Below are 20755 nucleotides of genomic sequence, written 5' to 3' on the forward strand. Positions count from 1 at the left end.
ACCGGCCCCATGACGTGCGCGTCGGCGGTCCGCCTCAAGCGTGACCTTGTGCCGGGTGGATCAGGACAACTGCCCGTCGTAGTCGGGGAGTTTAAACGTCTTCTCGGCGTGGCCGCCCGACAGGTCGGTGGCGCTGTTGCCGATGTTTGCGATGATCGTGTAGCCCTTGGACTCGATGTCGGCGCGCTGGGCGGTCTTGTAGGCGGCGACGTCCATGAAGAGGTCGCTCAGGTCGCGGACGTAGAGACCGGAGATCTCGTAGCCCTCGTGCTCCAGGTTGTACTCGGTGGGGAGGTAGATGATGCCGGGGCGGGCGGTCACGAAGAAGAGGTCGACGCCGTGCTCCTGGGCGTACTCGGCGACCTCCAGGACCGGCTGGTTGGCCGGTGACGGGTAGCTCAGGCCGAAGCCCGTCTCCAGGGTGGTGTTGTCGATGTCGAAGACGATCGCCTGCTTCTCGCCCGGCTTGGTGGCGGCGATGCGCTGCTTCACGTACGGCATCGCCTGGTTCATCACCTGCCGGCAGTCCTGCTGCCAGGTGGCGTAGTCGACGTCCTCGGCGGCTGCGGCTGCGGCGGCTGCGGCGGCTGTGGCGGCCGTGGAGGCCGGGGAGGTGTTCGAGGTCGTCGCGGCCTGGGCGCCGACGGGGACGGCCATCGCCGCGACGGCGACGGTGGCGACGGCGGTCATGCCGATGCGGCGCGTGCAGGTGCCTCTGCTCATGGGGGTGGGGGTCCTCTCACGTCACACGTGCGCTGCCGGTTGTCGGGGACATGCTCGTCGCTGGGGGTGGCGCGAGGGGAACTGTTTGATTACTTGACGGTAACTCCGTATGAGATGCGGGTCACACTGTGGGTGTCCGCTCGGTGACAAGCCGCACAGGCGATTTGTCCGTTACTAGCGGGAATAGTGGAAACTCTCGATCGGGCAAAAGGGACTATTCGCGCGAAATTTGAGGCGGGTTCTGCCCTGGTGGGCGGATTTGCGCTCGAAGGCGGCTCTGGGTGTTCTGTCAAGAACCGGGAAGTTTTGAGGTGAAGTACTAGATTCCGTCGTAGATCGGGGGTTTGGGAGTCTCTGGGGGGCGGGGGTACCAAGGGGTGTCCCATTCGGCGACCGCCTGTGCGCCGGATGGTTTTCTGTCCCCTTCCCCGTGAGGTTCTGATGTTCCAGCGCGTCTCCGCCCGCTCTTCCCGTACGTCCCTGCTCCGCACCCGTGGGGCCGTCGTGGCTGCCGCAGTAGGTGCCTCGGTCGTGCTGGGGGCCGGAGTCGCGACCGCCGCGCAGGGCACGGCCGCCAAGGCCGCGCCCACCGCCGCCGCGAAGAAGGCCCCCTCCTGGGTCAAGCCGGTGGCGAAGTACACCAAGTCCGCGAGCTTCGCGGCGAACGGCGCCATGTGGCAGTCCACCCACAGCGGGCAGGACTTCGCCGTGCCCAGCGGAACCGCCGTCAAGGCCGCGCACGGCGGCACCGTCGTCAAGGCCGGCTCCAACGGTGCCGGTGACGGCCCCGCCTACGGCAACGCCATCGTCATCAAGCACGGCAACGGGACGTACTCCCAGTACGCCCACCTGTCGAAGATCAACGTCAAGACCGGCCAGATCGTCAAGACCGGTCAGCGCATAGCCCTGTCCGGCAACACCGGCAACTCCAGCGGCCCGCACCTGCACTTCGAGGTCCGCACGACCGCGAACTACGGCTCCGCCATCGACCCGGTGGCCTTCCTGCGCGCCAAGGGCCTGACGATCTAAGCCTTCCGGGACCCGGTGTGCGCCTGCGTCACCAGATCGATCGCGACCTCAAGGATGGCCCTGCGCTTGTCCTCGGGGTCGCCTTCGACGTCCCGCAGGACGAACATCCCGGCGTGCATCGTGAACAGGGCGCTTATGCAGCGGGTCTGGTCGACCAGGTCGGCGTCCGGGTCGATGATGATGTCCCGCATACCCATGGTGCGGTGCCTGAACATCTCGCCGATGCTCAGTTCCCGTACGGTCGCCTGGTTCTCCTGCATGAACTGAAACAGCGGCGCCACCTCGGACAGGGTCTGGCTGTAGCGCCGTATGATCTCCTGTTTCGTCTCCAGGGTCTGCGGCTGCCGTTCACCCCACCCGATCAAATCCTCGATCGGCTTCGTCAGGTCCTCGAAGAGGCTGACGATGATCTCTTCCTTGGTCTTGAAGTGGTAGTAGAGCGCCGCTTTGGTGACGTCGAGACGCTCGGCGATCTCTCGTAGGGAGGTCTTCTCGTAGCCCTGCTTGGCGAAGAGTTCGAGAGCCACGTCCTGGATGCGCTGCCGGGTGTCCCCGCGGCGCCGCTGCTTGGTCCCGTCCATGGTGCCGCCCATCCTCGTACTCCCCGGGTTTTCCCGGAAGCTTACTTGACGCCCGGCTAGTTGTGCTTCTGGCGTTCGAGTGTAGTCAACTAACTGGTCGGCCAGTAGGTCGCGGGAGCGGGGAATTGCGGGAACCCGTCGAAGGAGCCTTCCCCGGGCGGCCGGGGACGTCGTCCCCGGGGCCCAGCTGGTTCCGGGGCTGGGGGGCGGACTCGACCCGGCCGGGACTGGGCCTGCTGAGGCGGAGCCCTACGGCAGGGGAGCCCTACGGCATCATCGGGTAGCTGCCCGTGCTCGTCGGCGCATGCTCCGGCAGCCACAGCACGGCCACCGCGCCCTCCGCCCGTACGTGCTCCGGTGCGCCCGCCGGGCGGACGTTGCGGAAGGTCAGCCGGGCGCCCAGGACACGGGCCTGGCCGGCGGCGATGGTCAGCCCGAGCCCGTGGCCGTGGCCGGACCGGTCGCTGCGGCCGGTACGGAAGCGGCTCGGGCCCTCGGCGAGAAGTTCCTCCGGGAAGCCGGGGCCGTGGTCACGGACCCGGATGACCCGGCCCTCGACGGTGACCTCGACGGGCGGCCTGCCGTGCCGGCCGGCGTTGGCGAGCAGGTTGAACAGCACGCGCTCCAGGCGCCGCGGGTCGGTGGTGACCTCCGACTCGTGGATCACCAGCACCTCGATGCCCGGGTCCTTGGCCGCCACCCGTCGGCTGACGAACTCACCCAGCATGATGTCCTGCAGCTCGGCCCGCTCCGAGGCACCGTCGAGGCGGGCCACCTCCAGGACGTCCTCGACCAGCGTGCGCATCGCCTTCGCCCGGTCGAGGACCAGCTCGGTCGGCCGGCCCGGCGGCAGCAGCTCGGCCGCGGTCAGCAGCCCGGTCACCGGCGTGCGCAGCTCGTGCGCGATATCGGCGGTGACCCGGCGCTCCGCCTCCAGCCGCTGCTGCAGCGCGTCCGTCATGGCGTCCACCGCGCTGGCCAGGTCATCGGTCTCGTCCCGTACGACACCACCGATCGCGTCCCGCACCCGGACATCCGTCTCGCCCTTGGCGACCTGGTTGGCCGCGGCCGCCGCCTTGCGCAGCCGGCGCGACAGCTGCCCGCCGATGAGCACACCGAGCGCGCTGCCGCCGAGGACGACGGTGATGGAGCCGATGACGAGGGCTTGGTCGAGGTCGTTGAGGATGTCGGTGCTGCGGTCGGTGAACCCGGTGTGCAGGGACAGCACATGCCCGTCCGTGACCGGTACGGCGGCCCAGATGTCCGGCACGCCGCCCTTGTCGTCGGCCACATAGGTGGCCCGGCGGCCCTGCTCGACCTTCAGCCGCAGCGCGGGCGGCAGGTGCGGGTCGTCGATCTCGACGTTCGGGAAGTTCGGCCGTTTGGACAGCTCGTAGTTGCGCTGGGCGATCTGGATCCGCTCGTCGGCCAGCTCGCGTGCGTTGTCCAGCATCGAGACCCGGGCCGCGTTGTGCACGACCAGGCTCAGCGCGATCGCGACCAGCGCACCGACGAACGCGATCGCCGCGCTCAGCTTCCACCGCACGCCGGTACGGATGCCCGCGCGCGCCCACCGCGCCGGGACCAGGCGCCCCAAGATCCCCCGCATACCCCTGCTCAGGCCTTCAACTTGTAGCCGAAGCCGCGAACCGTCTCGATCCGGTCCTGGCCGATCTTCGTACGCAGCCGCTGCACATGGACGTCGACGACTCGGGTGTCACCGCCCCAGCCGTAGTCCCAGACGCGCTCAAGCAGCTTGTCCCGCGACAGGACCGTGCCCGGCGCCGACGAGAACTCCAGGAGCAGCCGCATCTCCGTGGGCGTCAGCGCCACCGGCTGCCCGCTCTTGTGCACCTCCATGCCCTCGGTGTCGATCTCCAGCTCACCGAAGGTCAGCACGCCGCCGGCCGACGAGGACCCGGGCTCCTCCGGCTGCCCGGCGCCCCCCGCGTGCCCGAAGCGGCGCAGCACCGCCCGGATCCGCGCGACCAGCACGGCACCGTCGAACGGCTTGGTGACGTAGTCGTCCGCGCCGGCCTCCAGACCCAGCACGACGTCGATGGAGTCCGCACGCGCGGACAGCATGATCACCGGGACCGTCGACTCGTCCCGGATACGACGGCACAGGCTGACGCCGTCCAGGCCTGGGACCATCACGTCGAGGAGCGCGATGTCGGGACGGTCCGCCCGGAAGGCCGCCAAGCCGGCCAGCCCGTCGGGCATCGCGGTGACCGCGAAGCCGTCCCGCTCCAGCGCGAGCTGCGTGGCCTCACGGATGACGTCGTCGTCCTCGACGAACAGAACGTGGGTCTGGTCTGCCATCCCGGTGCTCTCTGTCCTCGTATCGTCTCGTGATGTGTTCGGGTCTCGCGGTGGGTTCCGGTCTCGCGGAGGGTTCACTATGCGGACGTAGGAATCGTGCGGGCGGTTCACTGAGGGGACCGTTCCGGCCTGCCGATCGGTTCACGCCTCAGCCGGTCTCCGGTGTCTCGGTCGGGTCCCCGCCGACGACGCTGCTGTAGTCGTTGCGCGTGCGGTACTCCTCGGTGAAGCGGCCCGACGCCAGCCAGCGGTACGTGATCACGTACTCGGCGGACGGACTCGACACCGGGTCGCCCTTCTCGTACACCTGCTTGGTCACCACCAGGTCGCCGCGGTCTATCTCGGCATAGACGGGTGGTTCCTCGACCTTGAACACATTCTGGTAGCGCCCGTCCTCCTCGCGATACACATACGAGCCGACCCCTACAGAGTCTCCGCAGGTCAGCACATTGACGACGACATCGTTCGAGGATCCCCCGGTCAGGTCGCCGTACGACACGTCGACCGGGTACTCGTCGCCGATACAGGGCTTCAGCTCGCGCTTGACGCCGGCCGAGACGCTCGGGTCGTCCCGCACCAGCTGGACGGCGTCCACTCTGTCCGGCGTCGCGGAGGGCGAGGCGGGAGGGGACACGCTCGCGCCCGTCACCGACTCGGCATGCGCCGGGCCCTCGTCACGGGCGCCGGTGCCGCCGGTGCCGCAGGCCGACACGAAAAGGGCGAGGGCGGCGAGCACGGCCACCGCCGTGAACGCCGCCTGCAAGGTGCCGCGATCCGCTGCGGCCCTCCTGCCCGCTCCGGGACCCGCGTCGGTCAAGCCGCGCACCGCTCCTGCTCCTCATGCTCCAGCGCGCGTGCGTCCAGATCGCGGCGCTCCAGCTCCTCGCGGAGCCGGGCGAGCGCCCGGTGCAGCGTGCTCTTGACCGTGCCGGCGGACATGCCGAGGGCGGCGGCCGTCTCCTCCGTGGACATCTGCTCCCAGTGTCGCAGCACCACGACGCTGCGCTGCTTGGGGGCCAGCACCTCCATGATGTCCATCAGCAGGGCCCGGTCCGCGTGCTGCTCGGTGGCGTCGTCGACGCAGGCGTCCGGAAGCTGCTCGGTCGGCACCTCCTCCAGCTTGCGTGCCCGCCACCACTCGGTCCGCGTGTTGATCATCACCCGGCGCAGATAGGCGTCCGCCAGCCGCTTGTCCGCTATGCCCTCCCAGCGGCCGTACGTCCGTACCAGCGCCGTCTGGAGCAGGTCCTGCGCGTCCACGGGGTCCGGAACCAGTCGGCGGGCACTGCGCAGCAGCGCGTCCTGCCGGGTGCGGACGTACTCCTCGAACCCGAGCACCTCGCCCACCGCGTCCACCTCGCCCTGCTCCATGACCGACCGCCTCCATCTCCGTTTTCTGCAGCTGTGCCACCCCGTCGGGCACGGAGATGAAGCTACGGAGGCGTTGTCACGGCGCTGTGCGAAGCAGCCTGCGGGAACCGCTCGGCTGTCCGTCGGTTGTGTAACGGAAGTAGGGGCAGGTTAAAGGTGCAGATGAGATGGGCTTGATATGGGGTGATTTGACGTAGGGATGCGGCTGCGAACGACCGCTGAGGTGTGACAGATGCCTGTGGTGCGACTGTGCGTCAGCTCAGCGGCAGCCGGTACAGACCACCCGTCAGCGGCTCCACCAACCCGTCCGCGACGAGGCCGTCGAGGGCGCGGGCGCGCTGCACCGGCTCGTGCCACACCCGGTCGAGGACGGACTGCGGGACCGGCGCGTGGGCGTCGCGCAGCACGGCGAGAAGCTTGCCGCGCACCTGGCGGTCGGTGCCCGCGTACGTCTGCCCGCGGCGCGGCGGCCCTTCGTGCTCGGGCTTGCCCGCGAGCCGCCAGGCGCACTGGGCGGCGATGGGGCAGCGGTGGCAGGTCTCGTTCTTGGCGGTGCACACCAGCGCGCCGAGTTCCATGGAGGCGGCGGCCCAGCGGGCGGCGGTCTGCTCGTCCTCGGGCAGCAGGGCGCGGGCGAGCTTGCGCTCGGCGGCGGTGGTCGCGTTCGGCGGGTACTGGACGCCGGTGACCGCGCGGGCGAAGACCCGGCGGACATTGGTGTCGAGCACCGCATGCCGCTGGCCGTACGCGAAGGAGGCGACCGCGGCGGCCGTGTACTCGCCGATGCCGGGCAGCGCCAGGAGCTGGGCGTGATCCGTCGGTACGTCACCGCCGTGCCGTTCCGTTATGGCGACGGCGGCGCCGTGCAGCCGCAGGGCGCGGCGCGGGTAGCCGAGCCGGCCCCAGGCGCGGACGGCCTCGCCCGGAGCCTCCTTCGACAGGTCGGCGGGGCGTGGCCAGCGGGCCAGCCACTGCTCGTAGACGGGCAGGACGCGGCCCACCGGGGTCTGCTGGAGCATGAACTCACTGACCATCACCCCCCACGGCCCGGCCTCCGGTCGCCGCCACGGCAGATCGCGGGCGTGCTCGTCGAACCAGGCGATGACGGGGGAGTGCAGGGGCTCGCCGAGGAGACGGCCGGCGGCGGTGTCGGCGTGGTGCGGGGGCTGGGGCATCGTGGGCGCAGTCATGGCCTTCCGATCCTGCCACGGCCTGCGGTGCTTGGGCTGCTTTGGCCACGGCCGGTCGGTGGGTCGCCGGTGCGACGGCCGCCGGGGTGTGCGCCGCGTCCCCTGCCGTGCGGCGGGGTCGAGCGGAATGATGATCTGGAAAAGTTGACGCCGGGCGGCGGGTGGGGGCAGCGACGGCGCCGATCTCTCGTACAGTTTGCGCCGTGGGATCTCTGCGCAATCCGGTCGGGCCGCTTCCCTCCTCCATCTACTGGCGACGGAGGGTCGTAATGGTGTCCGTGATCGCCCTGTTGGCGTTGTTGATCACCTGGATCGTCACCATGGGCGGCGACGACGGCCAGAACGGCGCCGACGGCGCCAACGGCGACGGAAGTCCCGCGCCGTCCACCATCACGCCCGGGCCGTCCGGCTCCGGACCCGCGATCAGCCAAGCCCCGGGCGGGCGTGACGAGACGGGAGACGGGGACTCCAACGGGTCCTCCTCCGGGACGGGTTCGGGCGGCGGGGACACGGGCGGAACCTCCGACGGGGCCAACGGCGACGGTGGGGGCGACGACGGGTCCGCGGGTGGCGGGTCGGAGGGCGGTGCCGGTGGCGGTGGTGGTACGGGGGATACGCTCCCGGCCGGGTCCACGTTGCCCAACTGCACCGCCGGGGCCGTCGAGTTGAGCCTGCGCAGCATGCACAACGCGTACGCGCCGGGGGAGACGCCGGCCCTCGTGCTGACCGCGACGAACTCCTCCGGGGCCGACTGCAAGGTCGATCTCGGGCCGCGGAGCACGGTGTTGACGATCACCCAGGCCGGCGATGACGAGGACTTCTGGTCGTCCGAGGACTGCCCGAAGTCCGCCGGAAGCCTGTTGTACCGGGTGCCTGCCGACAGCAGCATCACATACACCGTGGAATGGGACCGGAAGGCCGGCGCCCCGCAGTGTGCGACGCCTTCGGCGGGGGCGGCAGCGGCGGGGACGTATCTGGTGGAGGCTACGGCGCCGGGGTTTGCGAAGGTGCAGACGTCGTTTGTGCTGGAGAAGGACTAGGCGCTCCGCGGGAAGTCGCGCCCCTCCGGGGCGCTGTAGCGGGCCGCGTGACTAGACGTACCGCTCCAGGATCGAGCTCTCCGCCAACCGCGACAGCCCCTCCCGCACGCTCCGCGCCCTGGCCTCGCCGACCCCGTCCACCGTCTGGAGGTCGTCCACGCTCGCGGCAAGCAGCTTCTGCAGGCCGCCGAAGTGTTCCACCAGGCGGTCGATGATGGCGCCCGGGAGGCGTGGCACCTTCGCCAGCAGGCGGAAGCCGCGCGGGGACACTGCCGAGTCGAGGGCTTCCGGGGATCCGGTGTAGCCCAACGCGCGTGCCACCGTGGGGAGTTCGAGGAGTTCGGCGTGGGTGAGGGCGTCCAGTTCGGAGAGGGCTTCCTCGACTGTGCGGGAGCGTTTGGCGGTGGGCCCGGGGACGTAGTCCCGGACGACCAGCTCGCGCTCGGGCTCCACGCCGGCGATCAGCTCGTCCAGCTGGAGGGCCAGGAGCCGTCCGTCGGTGCCCAGTTCGACCACATACTCGGCGATTTCGGTGGCGATGCGGCGCACCATCTCCAGGCGCTGGGCGACGGCGGAGACGTCCCGGACCGTCACCAGGTCCTCGATCTCCAGCGCTGACAACGTTCCCGCGACCTCGTCCAGGCGGAGCTTGTACCGCTCCAGGGTCGCCAGGGCCTGGTTGGCGCGGGACAGGATCGCCGCCGAGTCCTCCAGGACGCGACGCTGGCCATCGACGTACAGCGCGATCAGCCGCATGGACTGGGAGACGGAGACGACGGGGAAGCCGACCTGCTTGCTGACCCGGTCCGCCGTGCGATGCCGGGTGCCCGTCTCCTCGGTCGGGATCGTCGCGTCGGGGACGAACTGCACGCCCGCCCGCAGGATCTTCGACAGGTCCGAGGAGAGCACGATGCCGCCGTCGAGCTTGCACAGCTCGCGCAGGCGGGTGGCCGTGAACTCGACGTCCAGCACGAATCCGCCCGTGCACATCACCTCGACGGTCTTGTCGGAGCCGAGCACGATCAGACCGCCGGTGTTGCCGCGGAGCACGCGCTCAAGGCCGTCGCGCAGGGCCGTGCCGGGTGCCACGGCGCTCAGTGAGGCGCGCATCAGGCCATCGGCACCGGAACTCCCACCGGACTTTCCGGGAGCTGCCGCCCGGTCGTTGGCTGCCACTGCACTCCTCCGGTCGCAGGTTCTTCTGGCGCGTCCGTGTCGCACACTCGGTTCGTACGCACGGGCGAGACCAGGGCAAAGTCTACCGGCGGTCCTCCTCGTCCCGTGGGGCCTCTCGGCGACGCGAGCGCGGAAGGACCCGCAGAGCGTCCCCTATGTCGGCCACTTCCAGGACCTTCATACCGGAAGGGATCTTGCCGGGATCGCCCGGCACGAGCGCGTGCGTGAAGCCCAGACGGTGGGCTTCGGTGAGCCTGCGCTGCACGCCCGTGACCCGTCTGACCTCGCCCGCGAGCCCCACCTCGCCGATCGCGACGAGGTTCTTCGGCAGGGGGGTGTCGCTGGCGGCCGAGGCCAGGGCGAGGGCGACGGCCAGATCCGCGGCGGGCTCGGAGAGCTTCACTCCGCCGACTGTCGCGGAGTAAATGTCCCGTTTGCCCAACGCGCTGATCCTGCCCCGCTGCTCCAGGACGGCCAGCATCATCGAGACGCGGGAGGTCTCCAGGCCGGACGTCGTACGGCGGGGGGAGGGGATCTGGGAGTCGACGGTCAGGGCCTGGACTTCGGCGACCAGGGGGCGGCGGCCCTCCAGCGTGACGGTCAGGCAGGTGCCGGGCACCGGCTCGGCCCGCCGCGTCAGGAACAGGCCGCTCGGGTCGGCGAGGCCCGTGATGCCCTCGTCGTGCAGCTCGAAGCAGCCGACCTCGTCCGTGGCGCCGTACCGGTTCTTGACGCCTCGTACGAGTCTGAGGCGTGCGTGCCGGTCGCCCTCGAAGTGCAGGACGACGTCCACGAGGTGCTCCAGGAGCCGGGGGCCGGCGATGGCGCCGTCCTTGGTGACATGGCCCACAAGGAGCGTGGACATGCCGCGTTCCTTGGAGGCCCGGATCAGCGCCCCGGCCACCTCCCGCACCTGTGCCATGCCGCCGGGGGCGCCGTCGATCTCCGGGGAGGCCACCGTCTGCACGGAGTCGAGGATCAGCAGGGACGGCTTCACCGCGTCCAAGTGGCCGAGTACGGCGGCCAGGTCGGTCTCGGCGGCGAGGTACAGATGGTCGTCGAGGGCCTTGATGCGGTCGGCGCGCAGCCGGACCTGGCTCGCCGACTCCTCGCCCGTGACGTAGAGAGTGCGGTGCTCGTCGCTGGCCGACTTGGCGGCCACGTCGAGCAGGAGGGTCGACTTGCCGACGCCGGGCTCACCCGCGAGGAGGACCACCGCTCCGGGGACCAGGCCGCCGCCGAGCACCCGGTCCAGCTCGGGCACGCCGGTGGAGCGTGCGGTGGCCTGACGGCCGTCGACCTGGCCGATGGGCAGCGCGGAGGTGGTGACACGCCCCGGTGTCGTCGTGCGGACCGCGGGCGTGCCGTACTCCTCGATCGTCCCCCACGCCTGGCACTCGGGGCACCGGCCGAGCCACTTCGCCGTCTGCCAGCCGCACTCCGTGCAGCGGTAGGACGGGCGGTCCTTGGTGGATTTCGTACGGGCAGCCATGCGGAGAACCGTAGCCGGGAGCACTGACAACGCTGCCGTCGGACGGGTGGTGGCCCGGCGTCACCGCCCCGCTGAGGGCGCCCAGAACGACGGAATCCTGCGTTCCTGTCCCCTTATGAGGGATCGTTTCACCCGTATGGATTAAAAGTGCTCAAGGGGCGAGAAGCCGCCAACCCCCGCCGCCTACGGTCCACGGGTGATGAGCAGCAGTTCGGAGACCACGACCCGCACCACCGGCGCACACAGGGCGCTCCGGGAGGCGCGTGACCGTGCTGCCGCGCGCACGCTGGCGCAGCGGCCGCCCGCGCGCTACGAGCCCTACCTGGACGGCCTGTTCACCTACTGCCTGTCCGTGCTGTGCGACCACGACGCGGCGACCGCCGCTCTCGGGGACGTCCTCGCAGTGGCCGAACGGCGTGGCCGGCACAGCCCGGACACCGAGGGCGACCGCAGGGCCTGGCTGTACGCACTGGCCCGCTGGGCCTGCCTGCGCAAACTGGCCGAGGCCAAGCAGAAACGTCCGGCCACCCACGCCGCGGGACGACATACCAGCGACCGGCGGCGCACCGAGGAGCCTTCCGCGCCGCCCGTCTCCCAGGAGGTCCAGGAGCAGCGCCGGTCCGAACTCTCCCTGCTCGCCTGGCCGGAGGCCGCCGGCACCACCCCGGAACAGCGCGAGGCGCTCGAACTCGCCGTGCGCCACCATCTCGCCGCGCACGAGGTCGCCGCCGTCCTCGGCCTGGACCCGGCCGCCGCCCGCGGCCTGCTCGCCTCCGCCGCCTGCGAGGTGGAACGCACGCGTGCCGCCCTCGCGGTCGTGGAGACCGGCGGCTGCCCGGGCGTCGCCCGCCTCACCGGCGACAACCAGCTGGTGCTCAGCGCGGCCGTCCGCCGTGAGCTGGTGCGGCACGTCGACGACTGCCCGCGCTGCCGCCGTACCGCCGAGCGCGCGCTCCCCGGCCGCTGGCCCGGCGCGAACGCCGCCACCGCCGAACTGCCCGTCCTGGAGGCGCCCCGTGCGGAACTGCACCTCGCCATGGCGCACGGCCCGCGCGCGCGGATCGCCGCTCCCCGCTTCGACCGGCGCGGCTTCCCGATGGATCCCAAGGACCGCGCGGCCCGCAGAGACCGGCTACGCGCGCGTGCCCTCACGACGACCGTGGTCGCCACCGTCGTGGCGGCACCCGTGCTCGCCCTGTGGGCGGCCTACCGGGGCACACCGGACGCCGAGGCCCAGGAAAGCAGCCCGGCCAGCGCGAGTGAGGCGCACGGCCCCGGCAGCCTGGACGGCGAGACGGCGGGCGGCGGCTATGAACACACCGGGAACGCCACCGCCGGGCCCGGCACGCGCTTCGCGGAGGGCGGCAGGCCCGACGTGTCGGTGGAGGTCATCAGCGTCGGCGGCGCCCCCGTGAAGGGTGCGGCCCACCTCAAGGTGACGGCCGCCAACAGCGGCGACACCACGCTCCTCACCCTCACCGCGAGCGGCTCCGCGCCCGTCCGCTGGTCCGCGACGACCGCCGCCCCCTGGCTCTATCCGAGCCGGTCCGCGGGAACCCTCGCCCCCGGCGAATCGTTGACGATCAAGGTGTACGTCGACCATCTGCGCGAGCCGTCCGGGTACTGGAGCGCGCGCGTGGCGATCTCACCGGCCGGCGCCGTCGTCTCCATCGAGGGCTACGGCACCGCACCCACCCCGTCCCACCCGGACCCCGGTCCGGGCACTCCCGGCAACCCGCCCCCCTCGACCACCGACCCCGGCCCGACCCCGCCCCACCCGACGCCCACCCAGCCCACGCCGAGCGACCCGCCCCCGTCCTCGGCGGACCCGAGCCCCACACCCACCGAGCCGTCACCGTCCGACCCGGGGAATCCGGAAGATCCCTCAGGCTCCCCGCCACCGCCGCCGAGCGACACCGGCACGCCGAGCCCGCCCCCGTCGTAACGCTCAGTCCACCGGATCCGCCGGATGCGGCGCCAGCAACGGCAGCTGCGACGCCAGCCGCTCCTCGCACAGCTCGACCAGCCGGTCGTAGCCCGCCTTGCCCATCAGCTCGGTCAGCTCCGCCCGGTAGGACACATAGACCGGCTCGCCCGCACCGTGCGCCGAGGTCGCCGAGGTGCACCACCAGTGGAGGTCGTGGCCGCCCGGACCCCAGCCCCGGCGGTCGTACTCACCGATGGACACCTGGAGCACGCGCGTGTCGTCGGGCCGGTCGATCCACTCGTACGTGCGCCGGACCGGCAGCTGCCAGCACACGTCGGGCTTGGTCTCCAGCGGCTCGCGGCCCTCCTTCAGGGCGAGGATGTGCAGCGAGCAGCCCGCGCCGCCGGCGAAACCGGGCCGGTTCTGGAAGATGCACGAGCCCTGGTAGGGGCGGGTCTGCCGGTCGCCGTCCTCGTCGACCGAGACCCAGCCGGTCTGGGTCCCCACGTCGTGGTGCTGCCAGATTTCCGGCGTGAGTCTCGCCACATGTCCGGCGACCCGCTGCTCGTCCTCCTCGTCGGAGAAGTGCGCGCCCAGCGTGCAGCAGCCATCGTCCGCGCGGCCCGCCTGGATGCCCTGGCAGCCGCTGCCGAAGATGCAGTTCCACCGAGAGGTCAGCCATGTCAGATCGCACCGGAAGACCTGCTCGTCGTCCGCCGGATCAGGAAATTCCACCCACGCGCGCGCGAAGTCGAGGCCCTTCTCGTCGCTCATCCGCGGGGCCCCCGGCTGCTTGGACGCCTTCGCCTGCGAAGAAGCCCTGCCCGATTTCGCCTTCTTGGCCGACTTTTCATCCTTCGCCTTTTTCGTCTTTGGCACGGGACCAGGGTATGTCGCCCGGAACCCCTTCCGGGACTGCCGGGGTGACGGCCGAGGTCTCCGCTGGCAGTAGCGTTTCGTACATGAGACTCGGTGTCCTCGACGTGGGATCCAATACGGTGCATCTCCTCGTGGTGGATGCGCACCCCGGCGCGCGCCCCCTGCCCGCGCACTCGCACAAGGCGGAACTGCGCCTTGCGCAACTCCTCGACGACGACGGAGCGATCGGCCCCGACGGAATCGACCGGCTGATCGGCGTCGTCCGCGAGGCGCTCCAGGCCGCCGAGGACAAGGGCGTCGAGGACCTGCTGCCGTTCGCCACCTCCGCCGTGCGCGAGGCCACCAACGCCGACGACGTCCTCGCGCGCGTGAAGACCGAGACCGGCGTCGAACTCCAGGTCCTCACCGGCGCCGAAGAGGCCCGCCTCACCTTCCTCGCCGTCCGCCGCTGGTTCGGCTGGTCGGCAGGAAAGCTGCTGGTCCTGGACATCGGCGGCGGTTCTTTGGAGATCGCGTTCGGCATCGACGAAGAGCCGGACGCCGCCGTCTCCCTCCCCCTCGGCGCGGGCCGCCTCACCGCCGCCTGGCTCCCCGGCGACCCGCCCGACCCGGAGGCGATCCGTGCCCTGCGCCGTCATGTCCGCGCCCAGATCGCCCGCAGCGTGGGCGAGTTCACCCGCTTCGGCCGCCCCGACCACGTGGTCGCGACGTCCAAGACCTTCAAGCAGCTGGCCCGCATAGCAGGCGCCGCCCGCTCCGCCGAGGGCCTCTACGTCCAACGCGACCTCAAGCGCGAGTCCCTGGAGGCCTGGGTCCCGCAGCTGGCGGGGATGACGGCGGCCCAGCGGGCGGAACTCCCGGGGGTCTCGGAGGGACGCGCGGAGCAGCTCCTGGCGGGCGCGCTGGTGGCGGAGGGCGCGATGGACCTGTTCGGCGTCGAGGCGCTGGAGATCTGCCCGTGGGCGCTGAGGGAAGGCGTGATCCTACGGCGACTTGATCACATGGGTTCGGCGTAGACGCCCCGAAGGGGCGCGGGGCTGTGTCGATGTGCGGCTCCGCCGCGTGGGCGCGAGCAACCACCCACGACCCCGCGCGCGCGTATGGCGAAGAAGGTCCGGATGACCTTGCGCGCCCGGAGAGGCACGACCCCGCGCGCGCGTATGGCGAAGAGCACAACGGCGAACAGGCGAACACCCACCCCGGTCCACCTCCCAGAGACACGTACCCTTTCCCTCGTGGCAAACCCAGTCGTACGGATCCCGGACGCGAAGGTCGCCCTCTCGACGGCCTCCGTCTACCCGGAGTCGACGGCGACGGCCTTCGAGATCGCCGCACGCCTCGGTTACGACGGCGTCGAGGTCATGGTGTGGACCGACCCGGTCAGCCAGGACATCGAGGCCATGCGCCGCCTCTCGGAATACCACCGCATCCCGATCCTGGCCGTCCACGCCCCCTGCCTGCTCATCACACAGCGCGTCTGGTCCACCGACCCCTGGGTCAAGCTCAAGCGCGCCCGGGCGGCGGCGGAGAAACTGGGCGCGAGCACGGTCGTCGTCCACCCCCCGTTCCGCTGGCAGCGCCAGTACGCCCGTGACTTCGTCGCCGGGATCTGGCGGATGGCCGACGAAACGGATGTGCGGTTCGCGGTGGAGAACATGTACCCCTGGCGCTACCGCGACCGCGAGATGCTGGCGTACGCCCCCGACTGGGACGTCACCAAGGACGACTACCGCCACTTCACGATCGATCTCAGTCATACGGCGACGGCGCGCGCGGACGCGATCCAGATGATCGACCGGATGGGAGAGCGTCTCGGCCATGTCCACCTCGCCGACGGCAGGGGCTCGGCCAAGGACGAACACCTCGTGCCCGGCCGCGGTACGCAGCCCTGCGCCGAGCTGCTGGAACGGCTCGCCCTGACCGGTTTCGACGGTCACGTCGTCATCGAGGTCAACACCCGGCGCGCGATGTCCGGCGCGGAACGCGAGGCCGACCTCGCGGAGGCGCTCGCCTTCACGCGCCTCCACCTGGCGTCGGCCCTGCAGATGCCGCGGCGGCGATGACCGACGCGACCGCCCGAAGGCGCGGCAGACCCCGCCGTACGGAATCCGCCGACACCCGCGACCGCATCCTGAACGCGGCCCGCGAGGAGTTCTCCGAACGGGGCTACGAGAAGACGTCGGTGCGCGCCATCGCCAAGGCGGCCGGGGTCGACTCGGCATTGGTCCACCATTACTTCGGCACGAAGGAGCAGGTCTTCGAGGCGGCCGTCGAGGTCGCGTTCCAGCCTGCCCTGAAGGTGCGGGACGTGGTCATCGAGGGCCCGCTCGACGAGGCCGGGGAGCGCATGACCCGCGTGTTCTTCGGGCTCTGGGAGAACCCGGTCACCCGGACCCCGCTGCTCGCGATCGTCCGGTCGGCGGTGAACACCGATGCCGCGGCGGCCGTCTTCCGCCGGCTCGTCACAGCGCAGCTGATGCGCCGCATCGCCGGGGAACTCGACGCCCCGGACGCGGAGCTGCGCGCCGATCTGGCGGCGGCGCAGCTCGTGGGGGTCGCGATGATGCGGTACGTGATCAAGATCGAGCCGGTGGCGTCGGCGGACGTGGAGCAGATCATCGCGCGAGTGGCGCCGGTGGTGCAGGGGCACCTGACGAATCCTTGAGTCCCTGGGGCGCGAGCCGAATCCCTCAATCTCAGGAACACGACCGATCCGAATCCCTGGATCTCAGGGACACGACCGATCCGAATCCCTGGATCTCACGAACACGACCGATCCGAATCCCTGAGACACGCATCCCGCATTCCGGACATGGCGTCCGGCTGTCAGTGCCCCGGCGTACGCTCGAAGCAATCGATATTCTCGGCAGAATTCTCCGAAGGAGCGAGCGACGATGCCCGAGCTGAGGTCCCGCACAGTCACCCACGGCCGCAACATGGCGGGCGCCCGCGCCCTGATGCGCGCCTCCGGTGTACCCGGTGCGGACATCGGCCGCAAGCCGATCATCGCGGTCGCCAACAGCTTCACGGAGTTCGTGCCGGGCCACACCCACCTCCAGCCGGTGGGCCGGATCGTCAGCGAGGCGATCGTCGAGGCCGGCGGCATCCCGCGCGAGTTCAACACGATCGCGGTGGACGACGGCATCGCGATGGGCCACGGCGGCATGCTGTACTCCCTCCCCTCCCGCGACCTGATCGCGGACTCCGTCGAGTACATGGTCGAGGCCCACTGCGCCGACGCCCTGATCTGCATCTCCAACTGCGACAAGATCACCCCGGGCATGCTGAACGCGGCCCTGCGCCTGAACATCCCCACCGTCTTCGTCTCCGGCGGTCCGATGGAGGCCGGCCGCGCGACGCTCGTCGACGGCACGGTCCGTACGCTCGACCTGATCGACGCGATCGCGGACGCCGCGAACGACAAGATCTCGGACGAGGACATCCTCCGCATCGAGGAGAACGCCTGCCCGACCTGCGGTTCCTGCTCCGGCATGTTCACTGCCAACTCGATGAACTGCCTGACCGAGGCCATCGGCCTCAGCCTCCCCGGCAACGGCTCGGTCCTGGCCACTCACACGGCCCGCAAGGGGCTGTACGAGGCGGCGGCCCGCACCGTCATGGACATCACCCGGCGCTACTACGAGCAGGACGACGAGACGGTCCTGCCGCGCAGCATCGCCACCTTCCCCGCCTTCACGAACGCGATGGCGCTGGACATCGCGATGGGCGGCTCCACCAACACGATCCTGCACCTGCTGGCCGCGGCCCAGGAGGCGGGTGTCCCGTTCGGCCTGCAGGAGATCAACGAGGTCTCGCGCCGCGTGCCCTGCCTGGCGAAGGTCGCTCCGAACGTCGCCAAGGACCGCACGTACTACATGGAGGACGTGCACCGTGCCGGCGGCATCCCCGCCCTCCTCGGCGAACTGCACCGCGCGGGCCTGCTGAACGAGGACGTGCACGCCGTGCACAGCCCGTCGCTCGCGGACTGGCTCAAGACGTGGGACGTACGCGGCGGCTCCCCGTCGCCGGAGGCGCTGGAGTTGTGGCACGCGGCCCCGGGGTGCGTCCGCTCCGCCGAGGCCTTCTCGCAGTCCGAGCGCTGGGAGTCCCTGGACGAGGACGCCGAGGGCGGCTGCATCCGCTCCGCCGAGCACGCGTACTCCAAGGACGGCGGCCTGGCCGTTCTCAAGGGCAACCTGGCCGTCGACGGCTGCGTGGTGAAGACGGCCGGCGTGGACGAGTCGATCTGGACCTTCGAGGGCCCCGCGGTCGTCTGCGAGTCGCAGGAGGAGGCCGTCGAGAGAATCCTCAACAAACAGGTCACCGACGGCGACGTCGTCGTCATCCGCTACGAGGGCCCCAAGGGCGGCCCCGGCATGCAGGAGATGCTCTACCCCACGTCCTTCCTCAAGGGCCGCGGCCTCGGCAAGTCCTGCGCCCTGATCACCGATGGCCGTTTCTCCGGCGGCACCTCCGGCCTCTCCATCGGCCACGCCTCCCCGGAGGCCGCGTCCGGTGGCACGATCGCGCTGGTCGAGGACGGCGACCGCATCCGCATCGACATCCCCAACCGGGCCATCGAACTTCTCGTGGACGAGGCTGAGCTGGCCCGCCGCGAGCAGGCGCTCAACGGGGTGTACGCCCCGAAGCACCGCGACCGCAAGGTGTCGGCGGCGCTGCGGGCGTACGCGGCGATGGCCACCAGTGCGGACAAGGGCGCAGTGCGGGACGTGTCGAAGCTGGGCTGAGGGCTCAGAGGCGCGCTCCCCGGCCGCCTCCCGTTCGGGGGCGGCCTCCGCCGTGCGTCACCAGCTCGCGGGGTCGCGGGCGGTGACGGCGAAGACGGTGCCGTCGGGGGCGGTGGCGTAGACGTGGTGGTCGGCGACCGTCGGCTCGGGCAGGGTGGCTGCCACACGGTCCGCGTTCGCGCCGAGCCGTGCCGGGGTCTGCCCGACGAGTGCTCCGGTGCGGGCGTCCACAGCGAGGAGCCGCCCGTCCGGCGCGCTGATGAAGACATGGCTGCCATCGGTCACCGGGGCCGAACCCCGGCTCAGGGACGTTTCGAGATGCCACAGCCGCTGCCGCGTGCCGAAGTCGAAGGCTTCCAGGGAGCCACCGCCGGCCAGAAGATAGACGAGGTCTCCGCGGACGGTGGCGTGGGCCCCCTGGCGGGACACGGGAAGTGCCAGCTCGCTCGTCGCTCCGGACTCCGGGGTGTATCGGACCACCGCCTCCGTGTCGCCGTAGACCTCGTCGACGGACAGGAAGAAAACCGATCCGTTCGCCGTGCCGACGGGTTTCAGAGCGCCTTCGAGGCGTGCGTCCCAGCGCACGTCACCCGTGGCGGGATCCACGGCGGTGACCCGCGTCCCCGAACCGTTGCCGATGTCGCTTGCCACGTACGCAAGGGGGTCGCCGGGGAAGGCGGAGAAGGACGGCGCGCTGTGTCCGGGGATCTTCCGGTCCCACCCCGTCGCACCGGACGCGCTGTCCACGCCGGTCACCGTCCCGTCCGCTCCGGTGAGCAGGAGCATGCCACCGGCCTGCGTTATGCCCTGGTAGGCAGGCACACTCCGCTCCCAGCGCGGTCGGCCGGTCACGGGATCGAGCGCCTCAAGATGCCGGCCGTTGTCCGCCAACGGCTGTACGAGGCCTCCTGACAGAACCGGCGGAACGCTCCAGCGGGTGGTGGCCGCGGAGTGCCGCCACAGCAAGGTGCCGTCGGACGAATCGAGGGCGAAGACCAGCCCCGACCGGGCGCAGAGCAGCTGCTCCGCTCCGTACGAGCACCGGGGCGTGCCCTTGCTCCCGGACACGGCCCTCGTCTCCCACGCGCGGAATGCGGTCGCGGTGGTCCCGGGCGGGGCCTCCTGCTGCGGGGTGGGATCGCCGCCGAACAGCAGGACCGAGGCGAGCACACTGCCTGCGGCGAGGACGAGCGCTGCCGCGCTGAGCAGCACGTTCCTGCGCGGGCTCCGCTTGCGCTGCGGTACCGGCGCTCGGTCGCCCTCCGGCTCAGGCCGCGCCGCATCACCCGTATCACCGGCATCACTTGCATCACCGGCATCACCGGCATCATCCGTGCGCTGCGCCGGTATGAACGCCTGCGTGTCGTAGGAGGCTGCCACCGACCGCAGTTCTCGCATCAACTCGTCCGGCGTCGGCCGGTCCTCGGGCTCCTTGGCGAGGCAGCGCAGGATGAGCGGCGCGAGGTTGCCCGGTACGTCGGTCAGGTCGGGCTCGTCGTGCACGACCTGGTAGGCGACGACATACGGGCTGTCGGAGTCGAACGGCCCACGCCCAGTGGCCGCATGCACCATCACGGACCCGAGCGCGAAGACGTCGGCGGCGGGCCCGACCTCCCGCGGGCGCCGGAACTGCTCGGGTGCCATGAACGGCGGAGTACCGATCAACTTGCCGGTCTCGGTGCGTAGTTCACTGTCCTTTGGCCGAGAAATGCCGAAGTCGATGACCTTGGGACCGTCCTCGGCGAGCAGCACATTGCTCGGTTTGAGATCGCGGTGCACCACCCCGACACGGTGGATGTCACGCAGCGCCTCGGCCAGCCCGGCCATCAGGCGACGCAACTGGGCAGCGTCCATGGGGCCGTTCCGCTTCACCTGGTCGGAAAGCGTCGGTCCGGGAATGAACAGCGTCGCCATCCAGGGCCGTCCGGCCTCGGGATCGGCGTCCACAACGGAGGCGGTAAAGGCCCCGCTCACCCTCCGCGCCGCGGCCACCTCCTGCCGGAACCGCCCCCTGAACTCGGGGTCTTTGGCGAACTCGGCATGTACGACCTTCACCGCGAGCTTCATCCCCGAGGTGCTCCGCGCGATGTGCACGACGCCCATCCCACCGGACCCGAGGCACGACTCCAGACGGTAGTGACCGGCGTACTCGGGAAGTTCCGCTTCCGCGCCCGCTCCGGCGTTGCGCTGTGGCGCCATGGGACCACCCCCGTGCTGTTCGTCGGCGCGCGCGACGAACGGAGCCTAGTCGATGACTCGTACGAGCCAGAGGTGACT

Annotated in this window: 18 protein-coding genes; 7 read left to right on the top strand and 11 right to left on the bottom strand. The window is 70.8% G+C overall.

Annotated elements, in window-relative coordinates; translation table 11 throughout:
- Positions 1-60: 60 nt before the first annotated feature.
- Entirely contained in the window at positions 61-723 is a 663-nt protein-coding gene (locus GFH49_RS23955; RefSeq protein ID WP_155058130.1) for an HAD family acid phosphatase, read from the bottom strand.
- Positions 724-1164: 441 nt separating this feature from the next.
- Here GFH49_RS23955 and GFH49_RS23960 point away from each other — a divergent pair, with 441 nt between their 5' ends.
- Positions 1165-1752, top strand: coding sequence for a M23 family metallopeptidase (locus GFH49_RS23960; RefSeq protein ID WP_155058131.1), 588 nt, complete (start codon positions 1165-1167; stop codon positions 1750-1752).
- Here the strand turns inward: GFH49_RS23960 and GFH49_RS23965 are convergent.
- From GFH49_RS23965 to GFH49_RS23990, 6 genes are all read right to left on the bottom strand, one after another.
- Positions 1749-2345 (bottom strand): TetR/AcrR family transcriptional regulator, encoded by a 597-nt coding sequence (locus GFH49_RS23965; RefSeq protein ID WP_155058132.1) that lies wholly within the window; start codon positions 2343-2345, stop codon positions 1749-1751. The genes GFH49_RS23960 and GFH49_RS23965 overlap by 4 nt on opposite strands.
- A 253-nt stretch (positions 2346-2598) precedes the next feature.
- Positions 2599-3942 (bottom strand): two-component system sensor histidine kinase CseC, encoded by a 1344-nt coding sequence (cseC, locus tag GFH49_RS23970; RefSeq protein WP_155058133.1) that lies wholly within the window; start codon positions 3940-3942, stop codon positions 2599-2601.
- A gap of 8 nt (positions 3943-3950) precedes the next feature.
- Complete coding sequence (gene cseB / locus GFH49_RS23975) at positions 3951-4655, bottom strand: two-component system response regulator CseB (RefSeq protein WP_155058134.1); 705 nt, start codon at positions 4653-4655, stop codon at positions 3951-3953.
- Positions 4656-4803: 148 nt separating this feature from the next.
- A complete protein-coding gene (locus tag GFH49_RS23980; protein ID WP_155058135.1) occupies positions 4804-5481 on the bottom strand; it encodes a hypothetical protein in 678 nt (225 codons plus the stop codon).
- Positions 5469-6026, bottom strand: coding sequence for a SigE family RNA polymerase sigma factor (locus tag GFH49_RS23985; protein WP_155058136.1), 558 nt, complete (start codon positions 6024-6026; stop codon positions 5469-5471). Before GFH49_RS23985 ends, GFH49_RS23980 begins: the two co-directional genes overlap by 13 nt.
- Positions 6027-6280: 254 nt before the next feature.
- Positions 6281-7216 carry an HhH-GPD family protein gene (locus tag GFH49_RS23990; RefSeq protein ID WP_155058137.1) on the bottom strand — a complete coding sequence of 312 codons (936 nt, stop codon included), beginning with the start codon at positions 7214-7216 and terminating at the stop codon, positions 6281-6283.
- A gap of 203 nt (positions 7217-7419) precedes the next feature.
- Between GFH49_RS23990 and GFH49_RS23995 the strand changes: the two genes are divergently transcribed.
- Positions 7420-8256, top strand: a complete 837-nt coding sequence (locus GFH49_RS23995; protein ID WP_155058138.1) for a hypothetical protein — start codon at positions 7420-7422, stop codon at positions 8254-8256.
- A gap of 51 nt (positions 8257-8307) precedes the next feature.
- Here the strand turns inward: GFH49_RS23995 and disA are convergent, their stop codons facing one another.
- Positions 8308-9432: a DNA integrity scanning diadenylate cyclase DisA gene (gene disA, locus GFH49_RS24000; protein ID WP_155058139.1), complete on the bottom strand. Its 1125-nt coding sequence runs from the start codon at positions 9430-9432 to the stop codon at positions 8308-8310.
- 82 nt (positions 9433-9514) lie between these two features.
- Positions 9515-10924 (bottom strand): DNA repair protein RadA, encoded by a 1410-nt coding sequence (gene radA / locus GFH49_RS24005; RefSeq protein ID WP_155058140.1) that lies wholly within the window; start codon positions 10922-10924, stop codon positions 9515-9517.
- A 199-nt stretch (positions 10925-11123) separates the two neighbouring features.
- Here radA and GFH49_RS24010 point away from each other — a divergent pair, with 199 nt between their 5' ends.
- The gene (locus tag GFH49_RS24010; RefSeq protein ID WP_408055948.1) at positions 11124-12869 is read left to right on the top strand and encodes a BACON domain-containing protein; all 1746 of its coding nucleotides are present in this window, start codon (positions 11124-11126) and stop codon (positions 12867-12869) included.
- Between the two features lie 3 nt (positions 12870-12872).
- On the opposite strand, the gene GFH49_RS24015 is transcribed toward GFH49_RS24010, so the two are convergent.
- Positions 12873-13730 carry a DUF3109 family protein gene (locus GFH49_RS24015; protein ID WP_155058142.1) on the bottom strand — a complete coding sequence of 286 codons (858 nt, stop codon included), beginning with the start codon at positions 13728-13730 and terminating at the stop codon, positions 12873-12875.
- An 83-nt stretch (positions 13731-13813) separates the two neighbouring features.
- Here GFH49_RS24015 and GFH49_RS24020 point away from each other — a divergent pair, with 83 nt between their 5' ends.
- The 4 genes from GFH49_RS24020 to ilvD all read left to right on the top strand — a co-directional run bounded on the left by GFH49_RS24020 (position 13814) and on the right by ilvD (position 18478).
- Positions 13814-14746 carry a Ppx/GppA family phosphatase gene (locus GFH49_RS24020; RefSeq protein ID WP_155058143.1) on the top strand — a complete coding sequence of 311 codons (933 nt, stop codon included), beginning with the start codon at positions 13814-13816 and terminating at the stop codon, positions 14744-14746.
- A gap of 219 nt (positions 14747-14965) precedes the next feature.
- The gene (locus tag GFH49_RS24025) at positions 14966-15793 is read left to right on the top strand and encodes a sugar phosphate isomerase/epimerase family protein (protein ID WP_155058144.1); all 828 of its coding nucleotides are present in this window, start codon (positions 14966-14968) and stop codon (positions 15791-15793) included.
- Positions 15790-16395 carry a TetR/AcrR family transcriptional regulator gene (locus GFH49_RS24030; protein WP_155058145.1) on the top strand — a complete coding sequence of 202 codons (606 nt, stop codon included), beginning with the start codon at positions 15790-15792 and terminating at the stop codon, positions 16393-16395. Before GFH49_RS24025 ends, GFH49_RS24030 begins: the two co-directional genes overlap by 4 nt.
- Positions 16396-16624: 229 nt before the next feature.
- On the top strand, positions 16625-18478 hold the full coding sequence (gene ilvD, locus GFH49_RS24035; RefSeq protein ID WP_155058146.1) for a dihydroxy-acid dehydratase: 1854 nt from the start codon (positions 16625-16627) through the stop codon (positions 18476-18478).
- 57 nt (positions 18479-18535) lie between these two features.
- Here the strand turns inward: ilvD and GFH49_RS24040 are convergent, their stop codons facing one another.
- Positions 18536-20677: a serine/threonine-protein kinase gene (locus GFH49_RS24040; protein WP_155058147.1), complete on the bottom strand. Its 2142-nt coding sequence runs from the start codon at positions 20675-20677 to the stop codon at positions 18536-18538.
- Positions 20678-20755: the final 78 nt, after the last annotated feature.

Origin of the sequence: Streptomyces blattellae (assembly GCF_009709555.1) — a bacterium.
GTDB lineage: Bacteria > Actinomycetota > Actinomycetes > Streptomycetales > Streptomycetaceae > Streptomyces > Streptomyces blattellae.